Source organism: Nosocomiicoccus ampullae (genome assembly GCF_001696685.1).
GTDB lineage: Bacteria > Bacillota > Bacilli > Staphylococcales > Salinicoccaceae > Nosocomiicoccus > Nosocomiicoccus ampullae_A.
The window spans coordinates 49,700-68,882 of record NZ_MBFG01000002.1; the positions used below are offsets into that span (position 1 = coordinate 49,700).

Sequence of the window (19,183 nt, forward strand, 5' to 3'; positions counted from 1 at the left end):
AACTCTTCTTGAATCGCCTGCTTTAAACCTTGATGTGAATCTGAAGTAATGAGTTCTGGTTGTGTTAATCCACGATTTTTTTAAGTCACGTAAAAAGTGTCCCCAGTGATTCTTACTCTCAGCATCATCCACTTTAAACCCAAGTACTTCACGATGACCATCTACACCAATACCGAGCGCAATATACACAGCTTTAGAGACGATTCTATGATTCTCACGTACTTTAATATACATCGCATCTACTGATACATATTTAAATATATTGTGTGTTAATGAACGCTCCGCGAAGTCTTGGATTTCTGGATCTAATCGTTTCATCACGTTAGATACGAATGATTTCGAGACACTTTCTCCGACTAGTTCTTCCACAATTTTAGTGACTTTACGCGTAGACACACCGCTGACTACCATTTCAATCAAAGAAAGCACGAGCGCCTGGTCCTTTCTTTGCCACTTCTCAAATACCTGTGGTGAAAACTCTCCGGAACGTGTTCGTGGGACTTCGAGTTCAATTTTTCCAACTAACGTTGTGAACCCTCGGCGATAACTGCCATTACGATAGTCTTTTCGACTACCGTTTCTTTCATATGAGCCAATACCCATGTATTCATCTCGTTCTTCTTGCATCACTTGATTTAACACTAAAGTTAGAAGACCCTTAGTCATTTCATTAAGGTTACTTCCAGAGATATCCTCTAGAATTTTTTTCATATCTACTGTAAAATTAAGTTGAGTCATTTGTATTCTCTCCCTGTTAATTTTTGTTGGTAACTGAATTATAACAGAGAATACGATGGCTCTTTTTTTCTATTTTACACAATTATATGGACGTAACTTAGATATCTGGATTTATTTAACAAATTTCATTCGCGTGACCCGATTTTTGTTAATTATAATTTTTTATCTAACATATTTCGGGTATCTCATCTTGTTTTTGTTAATTATCCGGAGATATCTAACAGATTCAGCAAAAATCTGTTAAATAAACGGCATTGCTACGCACCAGCGCCCCGCCAACAATCCAATTGCTGAACAAAAACCTGCGCTTTACCTCGCGATTGACAATCCCATTAAACTTTACCGCCTGTCGCAATTAAAAACACCTCTGCCCTAATACGGACAGAGGTGCGTTGCACGGTTCCACTCTGATTTTTATCTTTTATTCACTTTAAAATTTATGCATTTCTTTAAATAATAGTGTTGCCTTCGCACCGACCAGGCAATCTCTGTTTTCACGTTATTTAAATACTGATAACAACAAGTGAATTATATAACGATTTTTAGTTGTTTTCAATCTTAAAGACTTTGAATGACGTTTTCAATGCGTGCGAGTACTGTCTCTTTACCGAGGAGTTCTAATGCGTTTGGTAATTCTGGTCCTCTCGTTTCGCCTGTTGTCGCTACGCGAATTGGCATGAATAAGTTTTTACCTTTGATGCCTGTTTCTTTTTGCACTGATTTGATCGCTTTTTTAATGTTGTCTGCTGTGAAATCTTCTAAGTTTGCGAATGTTGCTTTTAACGCATCCATTAATTCAGGGACTTGTTCACCAGCTAACACTTCTTTTGCCGATTCATCATACGAAACGTCTTCTTTAAAGAATTGCTCAGATAATTCGACGATTTCAGCTGCGTAACTCATTTGCGGTTGGTATAACTGAACGAGTGATTTTGCCCAATCTAATTCTTCTTCTGAAGCGTCTTCTTTTACGCGACCTGCTTCAACTAAGAATGGTAATGCAAGCTCAAATACTTTGTCGATATCTTTTTGTTTCATGTACTGGTTGTTTACCCATTCTAATTTTACTTTGTCAAAGAATGCTGGTGATTTTGATAAACGTTCTTCTGTAAATAATTCAATGAACTCTTCTTTTGTGAATAGTTCTTCTTCTCCACCTGGTGTCCATCCGAGTAAAGCGATGAAGTTAAATAATGCTTCTGGTAAATAGCCAAGTGCTTCATAGTCTTCGATGAATTGTAAAATACCGCTGTCGCGTTTTGATAACTTTTTACGTTCTTCGTTTACGATTAACGTCATATGACCAAATTGTGGTGGCTCTAATCCAAGCGCTTCGTAAACCATTAATTGGCGTGGTGTGTTTGAAATGTGATCATCTCCACGTAATACGTGTGTGATTGCCATTTCATGGTCATCAATTGCGACGGCAAAGTTGTATGTTGGTGTACCGTCTTTTTTAACGATAACCCAGTCACCAATACCGTTTGAGTCAAATGATAGTTCACCTTTCACCATGTCGTTGAACGTGTATGTTTTATCTTTTGGCACACGAATACGAATCGACGGCTCTCTACCTTCAGCGATAAATGCTTCTTCTTCTTCTTTTGTTAAGTTCGCGTGTTTACCACTATACATCGGCTGCTTACCGTTTTTAAGTTGTATTTCGCGTTCTTCTTCTAACTCTTCTGCTGTCATATAGCAGCGGTATGCTTTGTCTTCAGCGAGTAGCTTTTCGATATATGGTTTATAAATATGATTACGTTCTGATTGACGGTATGGTCCAAACTCACCACCGACGTCGACTGACTCATCCCAGTCGAGCCCGAGCCATTTTAAATAATTTAACTGTGAAGATTCACCTTCGTCGACGTGACGTGCTTTATCTGTATCTTCAATACGGATGATGAACTCCCCACCGTAGTGACGTGCGAATAGATAGTTAAATAGTGCACTTCTTGCGTTACCGATATGTAGATAACCTGTTGGACTTGGGGCATATCTTACTCTTACTTTACTCATTGTTTGCCTTCTTTCTTTTTAATAAAATCACCGCTTCACTCGCGATACCTTCTTTTCGACCTAATGCGCCGAGTTTTTCATGTGTTGTTGCTTTTACGTTTACGTTGTCGATCGTTGTGTCGAGTAGTCGCGCGACGTTTTGTCGAATGTCATCGATATACGGACGAAACTTCGGTGCCTCAGCGATAATCACTGCGTCAACATTACCGACCTCGTAACCTTTTTCTGTCATTTTTGACACGACTTCACTTAATAATACTTGTGAATCCATGTCTTTATATTTTGGATCATTGTCCGGGAAAAATTTTCCAATATCACCAAGTGCGAGTGCACCTAAAATCGAGTCTGCAATCGTATGAAGAAGTACGTCTGCGTCACTATGACCGTCTAATCCTTCTTCATGCTCGATTTCAAGACCACCGATAATTAACGGTCGTCCCTTTTTTAACTGATGAACATCATAACCGTGACCGATTCTCATCTTTCTCGACTCCTTAATATCGATTCTCCGAGTACTAAATCTTCTACCGTCGTAATTTTAATGTTATTATACGACGAATCTACCATAAAAACATCATGTCCGTACGCCTCGACCATCATCGCGTCATCCGTAACTGCTAAGTCGTTTTCAATCGCGTACTCATGTGCATCCATTAATAAATTATAACAAAAAGCTTGTGGCGTGTGCACCTCGAACGTCGTCTCTCGGTTAATTGTTGCCTTAACCTTTCCGTCGATGACTGTCTTCATCGTGTTTTTTGCTTTGACACCACAAATGACTGCGTTCTTTCCCACGACCGCCGTCTTTAAGCGTGATAAAGTACCCATGTCTAAAAATGGGCGTGCAGCGTCATGTACAAATACGTAATCCGCATCGACGTGTAAAAGCGCGTTATATATCGAGTGTTGACGCTCTTTACCCCCGAGTACGATGCGTTTTACTTTTTTGACGTCTTTTAACTCTTCGTTCAATTCTTCGATGTCTTCTTTTCCAATTGCGATAATAATTTCTTTACAGTCTGGATCTTGATTGAATATGTCGACAGTTCTACGAATTATCGACTCTCCGTCAATTTCGTATTTTATCTTATTAAAGCCAAGTCCCATACGTTTTCCGATCCCTGCTGCTGGAATCACTGCTGAATACTGCATTATTTCTCTCCAAGTTTTGTAAATATTATTCTCCCAGAATGGGTTTGAAGTATCGATGTTACTTCAACGAGTACCGTTTCGTTAATAAAAGATTCTCCTGAATCTAAAACGACCATCGTGCCGTCGGTTAAGTATCCAACACCTTGGTTGTCTTCTTTACCTGATTTTGTAATTAAAATCTCGAACGTGTCACCTTGATGGATGTTTAACTGCACCGCCTCAGTTAATTCGTTCACGTTTAATACTGTCACTTTATGGACTTGTGCTACACGATTTAAATTATAGTCTGTCGTAATAATTGTGGCATTTTCTTCTTTAGCGAGTTCAATGAGCTGCTGGTCCACATCTAACTTATCGTATTTGACCGTTTTTACTTTAACGGCGTCCGATTGTTTTTGAAGCGCGTTTAAAATGTCGAGACCGTGTTGTCCTTTATCTCGCTTTAAATGATCGGTAGAATCTGCAATTAATTGTAGTTCGTCTAGCACGAATTGCGGAATAATAATTTCGCCTTCTAAAAATCCGCTTTTTAAAACGTCTAACACACGTCCATCGATAATTGCACTCGTATCGAGTAGTTTTTTTGTTAAATTTTTAGGTGCTCGGTTAAATAACTCGAGAATCTCTGTCGTCTTTTTTAAGCCGAGTTGATAGCCTAGATAACCGAGGACGACTGCTGAAATTAGTGGAATGACTTCACGGACAACAGGTATGTCTAACATGTTCGTTAATAACGTAATAAAAACAGTAAACAATAATCCAAGTAGCATACCAATTGTCGCAAAGAATATTTCCGTAATGTTTCTAGATAATAATTTTCGCTCTACTTTCTTTAACCCGCGCACAAAATATGGCATCGTCCAAAATGTTAAAGCTAAAAATAGTACCCCGCCAATCGCACCATAGAAAAATACGTTGTGGATTGCACTTGGTACTGGAAAGTCTGTCGAATGGAAACACCATATTCCGAGTGTGACTCCGGTAAGAAAGTAGACGAGTGTTAATAATCCTCTTAACATTCGTCTTCCTTCCTTTCTATTTGTAAATTTCTTTCATTGCATCTTTTAATGTTCTTGCTCCGACTACCTCAATATCTACAGGAGCTAGTCCTGCTAAATTTGACGCTGGGATAATCGCTCGGTTAAACCCTAGCTTCGCCGCTTCTTGTAAGCGTTGTTCGATTTTAGTAACGCGTCTAATTTCACCTGTTAAACCGACTTCTCCGATGAAACACGTATCGCCTCGTACACTTATATTTTTAAAGCTCGAAGCGATTGCCATAATCACAGCAAGGTCAACCGCTGGCTCATCGAGTTTAACGCCACCCGCGACTTTTATATACGCGTCGTGTTGCTGCATGAGTAGCCCTTCAGATTTTTCTAATACTGCCATGAGTAGTGATAATCTATTGTGGTCGATTCCTGTAGCCATACGTCTTGGATTATGGAAATGCGTTGGCGTGACGAGTGCTTGTATTTCAACGAGCATCGCGCGTGTCCCTTCCATCGTCGCAACAATCGCAGATCCTGGCGTATTTTTAGAGCGTTCTTCTAAGAAGATTTCAGATGGATTTAAGACTTCTTTTAGACCATCGTACTTCATCTCAAAAATACCCATTTCGTTTGTCGATCCAAATCTGTTTTTTACTGCGCGTAAAATTCTAAACGTGTGATGTTGGTCACCTTCAAAGTATAAGACGGTATCTACCATATGTTCGAGTAAACGCGGTCCTGCAATCTGCCCGTCTTTAGTAACGTGTCCGACGATAAACGTCGCGATGTTTTGCCCTTTTGCGATATTCATAATTGACTGTGTACATTCACGTACTTGAGACACACTTCCTGGTGCACTTGTAATATCTGGATGAAATACTGTTTGAATGGAGTCAATAATTAAAAAGTCTGGATTTAATTTATTGATCTCGTCGTGGATATAAAATAAATTCGTTTCTGCGTATACGTTTAAATTCGACGCATCTGTCGTAATTCGGTCTGCACGCATTTTAATTTGTTCCAGAGATTCCTCACCTGAGACGTATAGAACGTCGTAATCTTCCGCAAGAGTGAGTGCCGTTTGAAGTAAAATCGTCGACTTTCCAATCCCTGGATCTCCCCCGATTAAAATAAGAGAACCATCGACAATCCCACCACCAAGTACTCTGTCAAACTCGCCACTTTTCGTTTTTGTACGCGATGACTCTTTTTTCGTCACACGTGATAACTGGGTCGCACGTGTTTTTTCATCGGTCACTTTACCGAGTGTGCCGCGTCCAGATGCTTTCGTTTCTTTATGTACAAGCGACTCTTCCATTTGGTTCCATGCCCCACAGTTTGGACATCGACCGTACCATTTTGGAGATTCGAATCCGCATGCTAAACATTCAAATACTGTTTTTGTTTTTGCCATTTGTAAACGTTAACCTCCTCGGTTTAATTACTCACTATTATATAATTTTCTAAACAATTATGAAAGTACCGTACATATGATATAAAAGGGTTTAGAGCATTATAACAAGCTCTAAACCCTCGACATCTATTTATGCATTTTCAGTTGTCTTTTCAAGCGATCCTGTGTCGACTTTAAATGCGTCGTCTTTATAATCGACAGACACCGTTTTACCTACTAAGTCTTGTCCACTTAATATCGCTTCACTTAACGTGTCTTCAATATTCTTTTGAATACTTCTATTTAATGGTCGCGCACCAAATTCTTTGTCGTACCCGTCATCGACGAGTGCTTTTACTGCGCTGTCTGTTAATTCAACTTGAATGTCACGGTCTTTTAGACGCGCATTTAAGTCTTTAATCATAAGAGAAACGATTTCTTCTAGATGTTCTTTTTCTAAGCTGTGGAATACGATGATATCGTCGACACGGTTTATGAATTCTGGTCTAAACGTGTTTTTAAGTTCTTTCATCATCGTATTGCGAATTGTTTCGTAGTCTTCTGAAGCTTCTTGAGAGCCGAATCCTACGAATTTGTTGTCTCGTAACTCAGTCGCTCCGACGTTAGATGTCATGACGATGACTGTATTTCTAAAGTCGACTGTACGACCTGTTGAATCTGTAAGACGTCCGTCATCTAACACTTGAAGTAACATATTAAATACGTCTGGGTGTGCTTTTTCAATTTCATCGAATAAGATGAGTGAATATGGTTTTCTACGCACGCGTTCTGTTAATTGACCACCGTCGTCATATCCAACATATCCTGGAGGTGAACCGACGAGTCTAGAAACGCTATGTTTTTCCATATATTCAGACATATCGATACGAATCATCGCGTCATCTTCACCGAAAAGTGCTTCAGACAGTGCTTTTGCAAGCTCAGTTTTACCGACACCTGTCGGTCCTAAAAAGATGAAACTACCGATTGGGCGTTCAGGATTTTTAAGCCCTGCACGTGCACGGCGTACTGCTTTAGAAATTGATTCTACCGCTTCATTTTGACCGATGACTCTGTCGTGTAGAATTTTCTCTAAGTTTAACAGTCGCTCTGACTCTTCTTCTGCAATTTTTTGCAGTGGAATGCCCGTCATTTTTGAAATGACAAGTTCAATGTCTTCGCGCGTTACTTTTTGTTTGTCTGACGATTGCGCGTTCTTCCAGTCGTTTTCTAACTGTTGAAGCTTCTCTTCGATTTTCGTTTGATCATCGCGGTATTTCGCTGCTACTTCAAATTCTTGAGATTGTACAGCTGCGTTTTTCTCTTGTTTTACTTTTTCTAACTGATCTTCTAAATCTTTTAAATCTGGTGGTGACATATGTGATTTTAAACGCACTTTTGAAGATGCTTCATCGATTAAGTCAATTGCTTTATCTGGTAAGAAACGATCTTGAACGTAGCGGTTTGACATAACCGCTGCTGCTTCGAGTGCTTCATCAGTAATTGTCACACTGTGATGCGCTTCGTAACGGTCACGTAGTCCTTTTAAAATTAAAATAGTGTCCTCAACTGACGGTTCGTCGACCATTACAGGTTGGAAACGACGTTCGAGTGCTGCGTCTTTTTCGATATATTTACGATATTCTTCTAACGTTGTCGCACCGATGACTTGAACTTCTCCTCTAGATAGAGACGGTTTTAAAATGTTAGATGCATCTACTGAACCTTCCGCACCACCTGCTCCGATTAACGTATGCATTTCATCGATAAATAAAATTACGTTTCCTGATTTTTTAATTTCATCGACGACTTTTTTCATGCGTTCTTCGAATTCACCGCGGTACTTAGTACCTGCAACGACTGTACCCATATCGAGCATCATGACGCGTTTATCTTTTAACGTTGACGGTACTTCGTTTTTAACGATTTTTTGCGCAAGTCCTTCCGCGACAGCCGTTTTACCGACTCCAGGCTCACCGATTAGTACCGGATTGTTTTTTGTACGGCGTGATAACACTTCGATGACTCGTGTAATTTCATCTGATCGACCGATGACTGGATCTAAACGCCCATCTTCTGCTTTTTTAGTTAAGTTTGTCGCAAGGCCGTCAAGTGTTGGCGTATCTGTTTCAGGTTTTGCTTCTTGTGACTTATACATCTGCGGGTTCCCGAGCATTCGAATGACCATCGCTCGTGCGCGCGTGATGTTTAAACCGAGAGAAGATAAAACGCGTGCTGCGATACCTTCACTTTCACGTATTAACCCGAGTAATAAATGCTCTGTTCCAACGAAATTATGGTGTAATTTTCGTGCTTCATCCATAGATAATTCGATGACGCGTTTTGCACGCGGTGTGTATTGAAGGCTGACTGGCGTTTCTGTACCCTCTGTCACGAATTTACTAATTTCTTTTTCTATTAATGGTTCTGTAATATCAAAAGCTTGTAAAACTTTTGCTGCGATACCTTCTTGTTCTCGCACGAGACCAAGTAGTAAGTGCTCTGTTCCTATATTTGAATGTTTTAAGCGAATCGCTTCTTCTTGTGCATACGCTAATACGCGTTGTGCACGTTCAGTTAATTTACCAAATAACATAGATTAAATACCTCCTAAGCGCCGTTTTAAAATTGTGGCACGCGCTTTATTTTCTGCTGCATCGATATATGCGGGTTCTACCGACTCTATACTTTGACGCACAAATGCACGTTGTATTTGATTTAATATCGTTTGAAATTCAAAGTTTTCGATTTCTAAAATTCCCATATCGACGCCATATTTTAAATGACTTAAATGCATTGCTGCTTCTTCTAATGACATTTGCTCTGCATACTTTAATAATCCATATGATCGAAATACAGTATCTCTCACTGTCAACGCACGATTTTGATAAAACCAATCTCTCATTCGAGTTTCTTCAAATATAATTTGTTCTTTAATTTCCTCGAGATGATGGATAATCTCTAACTCACTTAAACCTAACGTCACTTGGTTCGAAAGTTGATAAACATCTCCAACTGGATGTGTCCCTTCTCCGTATATACCACGAAGCGTGTATCCCATACGCGTGAGGACGTCACGTAGACGTTTAATTCGTTTATTTCTCGTTAAGGCTGGTAAGTGAAGCATCACAGACGCACGAAGTCCCGTTCCAACATTCGTCGGACACGCCGTCTTATATCCGTACTGACGATCGAATTGATACGTTAAATCTTTTTCTAGCGCATCGTCAATGTCAGACGCCACCTCATACAGTTCTTCAAGCGAACGTCCGACATTTACAACTTGAATACGAATATGATCCTCTTCTCCGATCATAATCGACGTCGTTTCATCTTCACTGACAATCAGTGTCACACCACGATTTTTAAACAGTTTACTGATTAAAAACTTTTCGTTCATTAGTTCTTTTTCGATATCCGTTAACTCATTCATGTGTATGACGTTAAACTCCGGATAGTCTGTTGTAATCGTCTCTATAATCGGTGCGTACTCTTTGTCATCCTTAATAAGATGCGGATAATTTAAGCCTTCGACATTACGCGCAAGGCGAATGCGAGACGACATTTCAATCGGTGGATGTGTGCTGTTATTCAGCCAGGGGCTCGTCTTCACCATTACCACCCTCCTTTAACGCTTTGATTTCATCTCTCACAACTGCAGCTTCTTCAAACGCTTGCGTTTTAATCAATACGTTTAACTTTTCTTCGAGTCTTTCGATTTTTTCTTCTTGTTTTAAATATAATTCGTACGATTTCGGCACTTTACCGACGTGACGATCTTTTAAATGTTGTACACGGTTAATCATCTGGTGAATATCACTTCCAAATGTTTCATAACAGTGTTCACATCCGAATCGACCCATGTCGACGATTGTTTTTAATGTAGATCCACAATGATGACACGTTCTCATTTCAGATTGTGCGTGTAACATAAAATTATTTAAGTGATTGTGGTCTTGGTCTTCAACGCTTTGATTAAATAATTCATGCGCGCACTCTTGGCATAAAAATAGTTCGTTTTTATGTTCGTTTTGACTGACCGCCACATGAATCATCGCCTCACGTTTATGACATCTTTCACACCGCATTCAATCACTCCTCGTATAATATTGCTTCAATAATGTTGCGCATAATATGTGCGCGTAATATATCTCGTTCAGGTAAATCGATTAATAGCGTCTCTCTTAAAATAATGCGATCCATAATACGTGCTTCGTTATATGTAATCACTTCTCGGTCATACATAGACTGTATTAAATGTTGCGCATTGATTTGAGAGAGTCTATCCCCAATTAACCCAAGTATATGTTCTAAATAGTCTGCTTTAGCGTGAGTTTCAATTTTAGTAATTCTAATGTACCCACCGCCACCACGTTTACTTTCAACGATATAACCAAGTTCGTTTGTAAAACGCGTTTTAATAACATAGTTTAGCTGCGACGGAACACAATCGAATTTCTCAGCAATTTGTGCACGTTTAATTTCAACGCGCTCGTTATGAGACTCCTCGATTTTTTGTTTCAAATAAGCCTCGATAATATCCGACATATTTCGCATAGAATCACCTCTTTTGACCTTCTTTGACTATAGTATAACCTATTTGACCTATTTTAATCAATTTGGATGCTTGTTATGTATGCATAAGCGCATCTTTTAAATTTCTTAACTTTCTTTACATATAATATATTGAGCAGTTATAATAATGGAATAACTTTAAAATTTTATTGAGGTGTGTTTATGAATATTATATGGGGTATTATCGGTATCGCAGTCACATTCTTCTTAGCATGGATTGCAAGTTCTGATAAAAAACTCGCATTTAGAAAGTGGAAACAAATTCTGTTACTACTTGGTCTACAGCTCGCATTCGCCTTTTTAATTCTATCTACAGGTGGCGGACGTAAAGTTGTTGATGGTCTCGCGTATGGTTTCGGTAAATTACTTGAATATGCAGGTATCGGTACGAGCTTCGTCTTCGGACCGTTACTCGTTGACGCAAATGGTGATGGGCAATTCGTGTTCTTCTTTAACGTATTAATTCCAATCATCGTAGTTTCTGCATTAATCGGTATTTTACAATACTTTAAAATTTTACCAGCGATCATCCACGGATTAGGATGGATTTTATCAAAAATTACTGGTATGCCATTTATTGAATCTTATAACGGTGCAGCTTCGATGTTCCTTGGACAGTCAGAAGTATTCGTTTCACTAAAAAACCAAGTACCTTTACTTGGTGAACAACGTCTATATACGCTCGCAGCACAAGCAATGAGTTCTATTTCTCTATCAATGGTTGCAGCATACATGACGTTATTACAACCAGAGTACGTCATCACGGCAATTGTGCTGAACTTATTCAGCGTTTACATCATCATACATATCATTAACCCGTATGATGTACCTGAGGAAGAAAACTATACTGCATCAGAGTCTAACCCTGACCAAGGGAAGTCATTCTTCCAAATTTTAAGTGACTACATTTTACAAGGTGCTTTAATCGCGGTTATCGTAGCAGCGATGCTGATCGCATTTAACGCGCTTATCGCAATCTTAAACAACTTATTCTTAGCGATTCCTGGATCGGTATTTACGTTCCAAGATATACTCGGTTACATCTTAATGCCACTTGCTGTATTAATTGGTGTGCCAGTTGCTGAAGCGCATGAAGTTGGTATTTTAATGGCAACAAAACTCGTTACAAACGAATTCGTTGCGATGGAAAACTTACAAGCAATTAAAGATACTTTTGGACCTCGTACTCAAGCAATGGTTTCAGTATTCTTAGTTTCGTTCGCTAACTTCGGTTCGATCGGAATTATCGTAGGTACTGTTAAAGGTATCCACGCAAAATCTGGTGACCTTATTGCGAAATTCGGTTTAAAACTTGTATACGGTGCGTCTCTCGTATCTGTATTAAGTGCAGTTATCGTTGGATTCTTTGTAAGATAAATAGATAAGGTATGTCTTTAGACATACCTTTTTCTTATATATAAATTTAATCGAGGTGAAAAGAATGATTTCAGTAACAGAAAACCCATCAGGAAAAACATATGAGGCTTTACTCGACTTTTTATTTGAGACGTGCGATACGTTTCAACTCGTCGTGCGTACAGATATTTTAAAGTACGAACATGCATTTCAAGATTTAAACGAATGGTTTGGGGACTCATTTATAGAAGTGCTGGAACAACATGAATGGCCATCGACAAACCTTTTCGATGACACCGCAAAAGTGTATTACTTTAAGACGACATCTGAAGCAAAAGATAAGCTACTCGAACGCTCGAATAGTTTATATGACTGGAGTTTACCGGACTCTCCTGAAGACTTATGTTTCTTTAAAGACGATGAGGCATATTTAAGTGTCTCTTCTGAACTAGAAGAAATTTACTTATATCCAACTTCTGATGAAGAAGTTGCTAAAATTAAAAACATCGGTGGATTAAAAACGGTTGAGATCTCATTTTAAATCAAAAAAGTCCTCTTCTTTAAGAAGAGGACATTTTGATTACCAGCTTGATTTTTTAACGCCAGGGATTTGGCCTTTATGTGCAAGTTCACGGAATTTAATACGTGATACTCCAAATTTTCTAAGTACACCGTGCGGACGCCCTGTCACTTCACAACGATTAACGAGTCGTGTTGGTGATGCGTCTCTCGGTAATTTTTTAAGACCTTCGTAGTCTTTATTTTTCTTCATTTCTTCTCGAATTGCGCGATACTTTTCTACAGTTGCTTCGCGCTGTTTGTTTCTAGCTATTTTAGATTTTTTAGCCATACAATCCTCCTATATCGTAATTGTTACGTTTTATAATTATAGCACGTCTTTTAAAAAATTCAAATTTATTTATTTATTTTATTTGAAAATGATATAATAATACATACTAATTTTAAGGGGAAATCTCAATGTCTATTAGAACAACATTCGCTTTATTAACAGGTCGCATAACGAAGCGACTCCTTACAACATTTACTGGTGGTGGTTCTAGCCTCCCAGGTAAAATAGCACTTAAAATCTCTCCAAATATAATTAAAGATATCTCACAACATTATGACGTTATCATCATTACTGGAACGAATGGAAAGACATTGACGACACGTTTAATCACAAACATTTTTAAGAAAAAATATAATACGATCGTGTCTAACATACAAGGCAGTAATATGGTTCAAGGGATAGCTGGTGCTTTCATCGAACATAAAAATCGTACAGATGAAAAGAAATTTGCTATTTTAGAAGTCGATGAAGGAACTCTAAATAAAGTCGTTGAAGACTTAAACCCAAAGTACATAATCCATACAAATCTATTTTTAGACCAAGCAGATCGCTATGGTGACGTTACGAAAACATATGAGTTACTCGTAAACGCTGCTAAAAAAGTACCGGATGCGATACTGTTACAAAACGGAGATTTACCGTTATTTAATACGGTAGAGTTACCGAACGAACGAAAATTTTTCGGTGTAGATACACCTGTTCACCCACCAAAATCTCAGCATCATTGCCCGAAATGTGGTGGCACACTATCTTATAAAACATATACGTACTCTAGACAAGGAAACTATTACTGTAAATCAGGTAATTTTAAGCGACCAATACTCGACTACAAAGTCACAGATATTATAAAGCTTTCAGAAGAGTCATCTACGTTTCGTATGGACGATGCGACGTTTAAAATCCCAGTCGCTGGTTTATACAACATCTATAACGCACTTGCTGCGTATAGTGTCGCTAAAGAATATGATATTAATAACGAGGATATTAAATCTGCGCTACTTGAGACAGAACGTGTATTTGGCCGACAAGAACGCATTAATATATACGGTCACACAGCAACATTAAACGTTGTTAAAAACCCTGTCGGTTTAAACCAAGTCCTAACTCTAATCGAAGCAGTTGAAGAGCCAATGACACTCGTTGCGCTCTTAAACAACCGTCCTGCGGACGGGGTAGATGTGAGTTGGTTACGTGATGGTAACTTCGAATCATTACTTAGTCAAAACATTACGACAATTAAAACTGGTGGGATAAGTAAAGAAGTTATGACTGAACGTTTAGTTGAAGCAGGTTTTAACCCTCACATAATTAAAGAGTATGACAATCTAGAAAAAATCGTCGAAGATTTAAAGCACGCGAGTACAGATAACATTCAAATTATCGCGAGTTATACTGCAATGCTTGAGTTTAGAAAAGTATTAAAAGATAAAAAAATCATCTAGCACAAAACCGTTCATTACGAACGGTTTTTTTGCATAAAAAAGACAGCCGTTACCGACTGTCGAACGATGGGCCTAGGTAGATTCGAACTACCGACCTCACGCTTATCAGGCGTGCGCTCTAACCAACTGAGCTATAGGCCCTAGAAAGTAAAAAGCGGAAGACGGGATTCGAACCCGCGACCCCCACCTTGGCAAGGTGGTGTTCTACCACTGAACTACTTCCGCAGATGATTTACTTTTAAAATTAAAAAAAATGGAGAATGGCGGGCTCGAACCACCGACCCCTTGCTTGTCGAGCAAGTGCTCTCCCAACTGAGCTAATCCTCCATGACACAACACTATACATATTACAATGAATTTTAATAATCGTCAAGTGTTTTTTATAAATAGCTATAAAGAGAACATCCACCGATAATTATCGGCGGATGTTTCCTAATTACTTACTCTGTCTCATATAAGGGAATAATAGAACGTCGCGAATCGATGATGCGTTCGTTAACAGCATTACGAGACGATCGATTCCTATTCCTAAACCACCTGTTGGTGGGAGTCCATATTCTAATGCTTCGATGAAGTCTTCATCCATTTCATGTGCTTCATCGTTCCCGCTTTTCGCTTCGTCGACTTGCATTTGGAATCTTTCTCTTTGATCGATTGGATCGTTTAACTCTGTGAACGCGTTCGCGTGTTCACGTCCGACGATAAATAACTCGAAGCGGTCAGTGAATCTTTCATCTTCTGGGTTTTTCTTAGATAACGGTGACACTTCTACTGGGTGACCGTAAACAAATGTTGGTTGATGTAGGTGTTCTTCTACTTTTTGTTCAAAGAATTCGTTTAATACGTGACCAAACGTACTATGGAATTTATCGACTTCAACACCGTGCTCTTTTGCAAGCGCGAGTGCTTCTTCGTCTGACATTTGTTCAAAGAAGTCTACACCTGTATACTCTTTAACAATTTCAGCCATGTGGACTCTGCGCCAACCTGGTGAAAGATCGATTTCTTCTCCTTCGTATTCTACGACTGAAGAACCGAGTACTTCTTTCGCTACGTGTGCGACTAAGTTTTCAGTTAAGTCCATAATATCTTCGTAGTCTGCGTATGCTTCGTATAATTCAAGCATCGTAAACTCAGGGTTATGACGCGTTGATACCCCTTCGTTACGGAATACACGACCGATTTCGTACACTTTGTCGAGCCCTCCAACGACGAGACGTTTTAAGTGAAGTTCTAACGCAATACGCATATATAAATCAACGTCTAATGCATTATGGTGCGTAATAAACGGACGTGCCTGCGCACCACCAGCGATCGCATGCATCATCGGTGTTTCAACTTCTAAGAAGCCTTCACCGTCTAAATATTTTCTGATCTCGGTAATGATTTTACTACGTAAAATGAAACGCACTTTAGACTCTTCGTTTGTCAGTAAATCTAAGTAACGTTTTCTATAACGCTCTTCAACGTCTTTCAGTCCGTGGTGTTTGTCTGGTAATGGACGTAATGCTTTAGATAAATGTACATACTCCGTCGCTTTTACAGATAATTCACCCGTGTTTGTCTTAAACATAACACCTTCAACACCGACGATATCACCTAAGTCTGTTTGATTCCAAACGTCGAACGCGTCTTCACCAATTTGGTCTTTACGCACGTAAATTTGAATTTGTCCATCGATATCTTGAATGTGCGCAAATCCTGCTTTACCTTTACCACGTTTTGTCATCACGCGCCCTGCGATACGCACTTTAGACTCTGTTTCTTTTTCTGCTAATTCTTCTTTAGAAAACTCGTCCCAATTTTCAACTAATTCTTTAGACGTAGCATCTACAATAAATTTTTGTCCAAATGGGTCGAGTCCTTTTTCACGAAGTTCGTTCATTTTATTTAGACGAACTTCAATTTGGTCGTTAATTTCTTCACTCATTGATATGTCTCCTTATACAAGTATTTCTGATTGTTTATTGTCACGTAATTCCATGTCTCGTTTAAATTGTGTTAAAAGTTGAATGAGATCTCTTCGTGTTTCCACAGTATTAATTTGCCTGCGAACTTGTCCGCCACCTTTAACGTTTCGCAAATACCACGACGCATGTTTCCTCATTTCCATAATAGCAGTTTTCTCACCTTTTAAGTCGATTAAACGATCCATATGTAGTGTGAGTACGTCGATTTTCTCATCTAAACTCGGTTCATCGAGTAATTCACCAGTTTCTAAATAATGAACGGTTCTGTATATAATCCAAGGATTCCCTTGTGCGGCACGGCCAATCATCACAGCATCAACACCTGTTTCGTCGAGCATCTTTTTAGCGAGTTCTGGAGTTGTAACGTCTCCATTACCAATTACTGGTATGTTCACCGCTTCTTTTACTTGTCGAATGACGTCCCAGTTCGCTTTTCCTTCGTACATTTGTACGCGTGTACGTCCGTGAATTGCGATTGCAGCAGCGCCCGCTCGTTCAGCGGCTTTCGCATTTTCAACTGCGTAGATGTGTTCTTCATCCCAACCGATACGCATTTTACAAGTGACAGGCTTTTCAACCGCTTCTACAACAGCACTTACCATTTCGTATATCTTATCTGGATCGAGTAACCACCTCGCACCTGCTTCACAGCGGATGACCTTATTCACTGGGCATCCCATATTAATATCTATAATATCAGCGTTCGTATGTTTGTCGACATATTTTGCCGCTTCAACTAAAGTCTCTTTTTCACCACCGAATATTTGAAGTGACATTGGGTGCTCGGTCTCGTCCACCTCGAGCATTTTTAACGTGCGTTTATTGTTAGTGATCAGTGCTTTGTCGCTGATCATTTCAGCACATACCATTCCAGCACCAAACTCTTTGACTGTCTTTCTAAACGCGACGTTGGAAATCCCTGCCATTGGCGCAAGTACAACGCGGTTTGGGATTTCTACATTCCCAATTTTAAACATCCGTATCACCGTTTAGTTCTTCTAACAGCTCTTTGACAGTTTTATTAAATGTCGGATGTACTGCATTCGGTGCGATTTCGTTGAACGGTTCTAACACGAACTTGCGTAGATGCATTTCTTCGTGTGGGACGATTAAATTATCGATGTCGATTTCTAAATCTTCATACATGAGTACATCGATATCAATCACTCGAGGTCCCCATACTTCTTCACGTACGCGACCGAGTTGACTCTCTACATATAAACAAAACTCTAGTAGCTCGATCGGTTCAAGGTCTGTTTCAACTTCAACAACCATATTTAAAAAATCTGGTTGATCAGTTTTACCATACGGTGCAGTCTCATATATAGATGATTGTTTCGTGACATCACAATCTTTTCCACTATCTAGTAATTGAATCGCTCGATTTAAGTTTTCAAGGCGCTCTCCAATGTTTGCGCCTAGTCCGAGATACGCTTTAGCTTTCATTATTTAACCTCTCTATTTAACGTCACACTCACATCTTTGTAGTTGCCATCGATTGGTGGACTCGGTTTTGTGATTGTAACCTCGATTTTCTTCACAACTGGATAGTCATTTGTTAGTTTCTCTATTATTTTATGTCCTAGATGCTCGAGTAAGTTCACTGGTGGGCCCTGAATGATTGCTTCAACAGTTTCGTACACTTCTGCGTAGTTAATCGTGTCGTTCACGTCATCAGAAACGCAAGCTTCTGTTAAGTCTATATATAGCGACACATCGACGATAAAGTACTGCCCGATATCTCTTTCAGCTTGTAACACTCCGTGATAAGCATAAAGTCGAATGCCATTTACTCTTATAATATCCATTTAATTCCCTCTTAACTTCATATAAACGTCACTAATATCGCGATTCATTTTTACATTGTGAACGCGTACCGCGTCTACACCGTGATTTATACCGATAACAGTTGTTGCTGCAGTACCCGCATCGCGGTCTTTTGGTCCTCTATCGTCTTCGATAAGTTCTTTAATCATTCGTTTACGACTCGTTCCGAGTAGAACTTTATAGCCTAAATCGACGAGTTTGTGTAAGTTTTTCATCACTTTAATTTCTTCGTCTCGTGATTTTACAAATCCAACGCCTGGATCTAACCAGATGTTTTCATCTTTGATGTTATACTTCTTACAAAGTTCGACACTTTCTTTTAGCTCGGCAATCATAGCTTCGACGACGTCGTCGTATTTACCATGTTCGTTATTGTGCATTAAAATAATCGGCACGTTATATTCGCTGACGACTTCTAAGATCTTTTCATCGTACGTTCCACGCCACTGGTCGTTAATAATTGTAGCCCCTGCTTCAATACTCGCTTTTGCGACTTCACTACGAAACGTGTCGACTGAAATATCGACACCTAAATTTAATTCGTGAATCGCTTCAACGACTGGGACGACGCGACGTATTTCTTCTTCTATAGAAATCGGCGTATATCCTCCAGGACGTGTTGAATAGCCACCGACGTCGATAATATCAGCACCATCTTTTACCATTTGTTTTGCATGCTCGACCGCATTGTCAAGCTGATGAAATTCTCCACCATCACTGAAAGAGTCCGGTGTCACATTTAATATCCCCATAATTTGTAGTCGCTTCACTGTTATCATCCTCGATACATAGAATACAAGTATTATACCATTTTTCCATCGTCTTTTTAACTTATAAATTCCCGAGCTGTTTTCTATAATATAAGTAAG

Annotated in this window: 19 protein-coding genes and 3 tRNA genes; 3 read left to right on the plus strand and 19 right to left on the minus strand. The window is 39.3% G+C overall.

The features are described 5' to 3' along the window. The 10 genes from BBS29_RS02010 to BBS29_RS02055 form a co-directional block, all read right to left on the minus strand. Positions 1 to 738, minus strand: a 738-nt coding sequence (locus BBS29_RS02010) for an IS256 family transposase (protein WP_179853823.1), incomplete at its 3' end; no start/stop codon positions are given. Positions 739 to 1,296: 558 nt separating this feature from the next. Further along, entirely contained in the window at positions 1,297 to 2,757 is a 1,461-nt protein-coding gene (gene gltX, locus BBS29_RS02015; protein WP_068128580.1) for a glutamate--tRNA ligase, read from the minus strand. Continuing rightward, on the minus strand, positions 2,750 to 3,238 hold the full coding sequence (gene ispF, locus BBS29_RS02020) for a 2-C-methyl-D-erythritol 2,4-cyclodiphosphate synthase (RefSeq protein ID WP_068128583.1): 489 nt from the start codon (positions 3,236 to 3,238) through the stop codon (positions 2,750 to 2,752). The genes gltX and ispF overlap by 8 nt, the downstream gene beginning before the upstream one ends. After that, positions 3,235 to 3,909: a 2-C-methyl-D-erythritol 4-phosphate cytidylyltransferase gene (gene ispD, locus BBS29_RS02025; RefSeq protein ID WP_068128586.1), complete on the minus strand. Its 675-nt coding sequence runs from the start codon at positions 3,907 to 3,909 to the stop codon at positions 3,235 to 3,237. Before ispD ends, ispF begins: the two co-directional genes overlap by 4 nt. Further along, the gene (locus tag BBS29_RS02030) at positions 3,909 to 4,928 is read right to left on the minus strand and encodes a PIN/TRAM domain-containing protein (RefSeq protein ID WP_068128589.1); all 1,020 of its coding nucleotides are present in this window, start codon (positions 4,926 to 4,928) and stop codon (positions 3,909 to 3,911) included. The genes ispD and BBS29_RS02030 overlap by 1 nt, the downstream gene beginning before the upstream one ends. 16 nt (positions 4,929 to 4,944) lie before the next feature. After that, positions 4,945 to 6,315, minus strand: coding sequence for a DNA repair protein RadA (radA, locus tag BBS29_RS02035; protein WP_068128591.1), 1,371 nt, complete (start codon positions 6,313 to 6,315; stop codon positions 4,945 to 4,947). A 130-nt stretch (positions 6,316 to 6,445) separates the two neighbouring features. Further along, positions 6,446 to 8,890 carry an ATP-dependent Clp protease ATP-binding subunit gene (locus BBS29_RS02040; RefSeq protein WP_068128592.1) on the minus strand — a complete coding sequence of 815 codons (2,445 nt, stop codon included), beginning with the start codon at positions 8,888 to 8,890 and terminating at the stop codon, positions 6,446 to 6,448. A gap of 3 nt (positions 8,891 to 8,893) precedes the next feature. Next, positions 8,894 to 9,910 carry a hypothetical protein gene (locus BBS29_RS02045; protein ID WP_068128595.1) on the minus strand — a complete coding sequence of 339 codons (1,017 nt, stop codon included), beginning with the start codon at positions 9,908 to 9,910 and terminating at the stop codon, positions 8,894 to 8,896. Beyond that, on the minus strand, positions 9,882 to 10,382 hold the full coding sequence (locus BBS29_RS02050; RefSeq protein ID WP_068128597.1) for a UvrB/UvrC motif-containing protein: 501 nt from the start codon (positions 10,380 to 10,382) through the stop codon (positions 9,882 to 9,884). The genes BBS29_RS02045 and BBS29_RS02050 overlap by 29 nt, the downstream gene beginning before the upstream one ends. A gap of 4 nt (positions 10,383 to 10,386) precedes the next feature. Continuing rightward, the gene (locus BBS29_RS02055) at positions 10,387 to 10,851 is read right to left on the minus strand and encodes a CtsR family transcriptional regulator (protein WP_068128600.1); all 465 of its coding nucleotides are present in this window, start codon (positions 10,849 to 10,851) and stop codon (positions 10,387 to 10,389) included. A gap of 180 nt (positions 10,852 to 11,031) precedes the next feature. Between BBS29_RS02055 and BBS29_RS02060 the strand changes: the two genes are divergently transcribed. Together BBS29_RS02060 and BBS29_RS02065 are read left to right on the plus strand one after the other, a co-directional pair. Further along, positions 11,032 to 12,246 carry a NupC/NupG family nucleoside CNT transporter gene (locus tag BBS29_RS02060; RefSeq protein ID WP_068128602.1) on the plus strand — a complete coding sequence of 405 codons (1,215 nt, stop codon included), beginning with the start codon at positions 11,032 to 11,034 and terminating at the stop codon, positions 12,244 to 12,246. A gap of 64 nt (positions 12,247 to 12,310) precedes the next feature. Continuing rightward, positions 12,311 to 12,766: a hypothetical protein gene (locus BBS29_RS02065; RefSeq protein WP_084778783.1), complete on the plus strand. Its 456-nt coding sequence runs from the start codon at positions 12,311 to 12,313 to the stop codon at positions 12,764 to 12,766. Between the two features lie 39 nt (positions 12,767 to 12,805). On the opposite strand, the gene rpsN is transcribed toward BBS29_RS02065, so the two are convergent. Continuing rightward, positions 12,806 to 13,075 (minus strand): 30S ribosomal protein S14, encoded by a 270-nt coding sequence (gene rpsN / locus BBS29_RS02070; protein WP_068128604.1) that lies wholly within the window; start codon positions 13,073 to 13,075, stop codon positions 12,806 to 12,808. A 128-nt stretch (positions 13,076 to 13,203) separates the two neighbouring features. Between rpsN and BBS29_RS02075 the strand changes: the two genes are divergently transcribed. After that, a complete protein-coding gene (locus tag BBS29_RS02075) occupies positions 13,204 to 14,517 on the plus strand; it encodes a MurT ligase domain-containing protein (RefSeq protein ID WP_068128606.1) in 1,314 nt (437 codons plus the stop codon). Positions 14,518 to 14,584: 67 nt separating this feature from the next. On the opposite strand, the gene BBS29_RS02080 is transcribed toward BBS29_RS02075, so the two are convergent. The 8 genes from BBS29_RS02080 to folP all read right to left on the minus strand — a co-directional run bounded on the left by BBS29_RS02080 (position 14,585) and on the right by folP (position 19,093). Next, positions 14,585 to 14,658 (minus strand) — tRNA-Ile (locus BBS29_RS02080). A gap of 12 nt (positions 14,659 to 14,670) precedes the next feature. Then, positions 14,671 to 14,742 (minus strand) — tRNA-Gly (locus tag BBS29_RS02085). 29 nt (positions 14,743 to 14,771) lie between these two features. Next, positions 14,772 to 14,844: transfer RNA gene (locus BBS29_RS02090), tRNA-Val, on the minus strand. Between the two features lie 109 nt (positions 14,845 to 14,953). After that, the gene (lysS, locus tag BBS29_RS08220; protein ID WP_068128607.1) at positions 14,954 to 16,447 is read right to left on the minus strand and encodes a lysine--tRNA ligase; all 1,494 of its coding nucleotides are present in this window, start codon (positions 16,445 to 16,447) and stop codon (positions 14,954 to 14,956) included. Between the two features lie 12 nt (positions 16,448 to 16,459). After that, positions 16,460 to 17,464 carry a tRNA dihydrouridine synthase DusB gene (gene dusB / locus BBS29_RS08225; protein ID WP_068128609.1) on the minus strand — a complete coding sequence of 335 codons (1,005 nt, stop codon included), beginning with the start codon at positions 17,462 to 17,464 and terminating at the stop codon, positions 16,460 to 16,462. Further along, the gene (folK, locus tag BBS29_RS02105) at positions 17,457 to 17,933 is read right to left on the minus strand and encodes a 2-amino-4-hydroxy-6-hydroxymethyldihydropteridine diphosphokinase (protein WP_068128611.1); all 477 of its coding nucleotides are present in this window, start codon (positions 17,931 to 17,933) and stop codon (positions 17,457 to 17,459) included. Before folK ends, dusB begins: the two co-directional genes overlap by 8 nt. Then, the gene (gene folB, locus BBS29_RS02110; RefSeq protein WP_068128612.1) at positions 17,933 to 18,295 is read right to left on the minus strand and encodes a dihydroneopterin aldolase; all 363 of its coding nucleotides are present in this window, start codon (positions 18,293 to 18,295) and stop codon (positions 17,933 to 17,935) included. Before folB ends, folK begins: the two co-directional genes overlap by 1 nt. Continuing rightward, entirely contained in the window at positions 18,296 to 19,093 is a 798-nt protein-coding gene (gene folP / locus BBS29_RS02115) for a dihydropteroate synthase (RefSeq protein WP_306452472.1), read from the minus strand. Between the last annotated feature and the right edge of the window lie 90 nt (positions 19,094 to 19,183).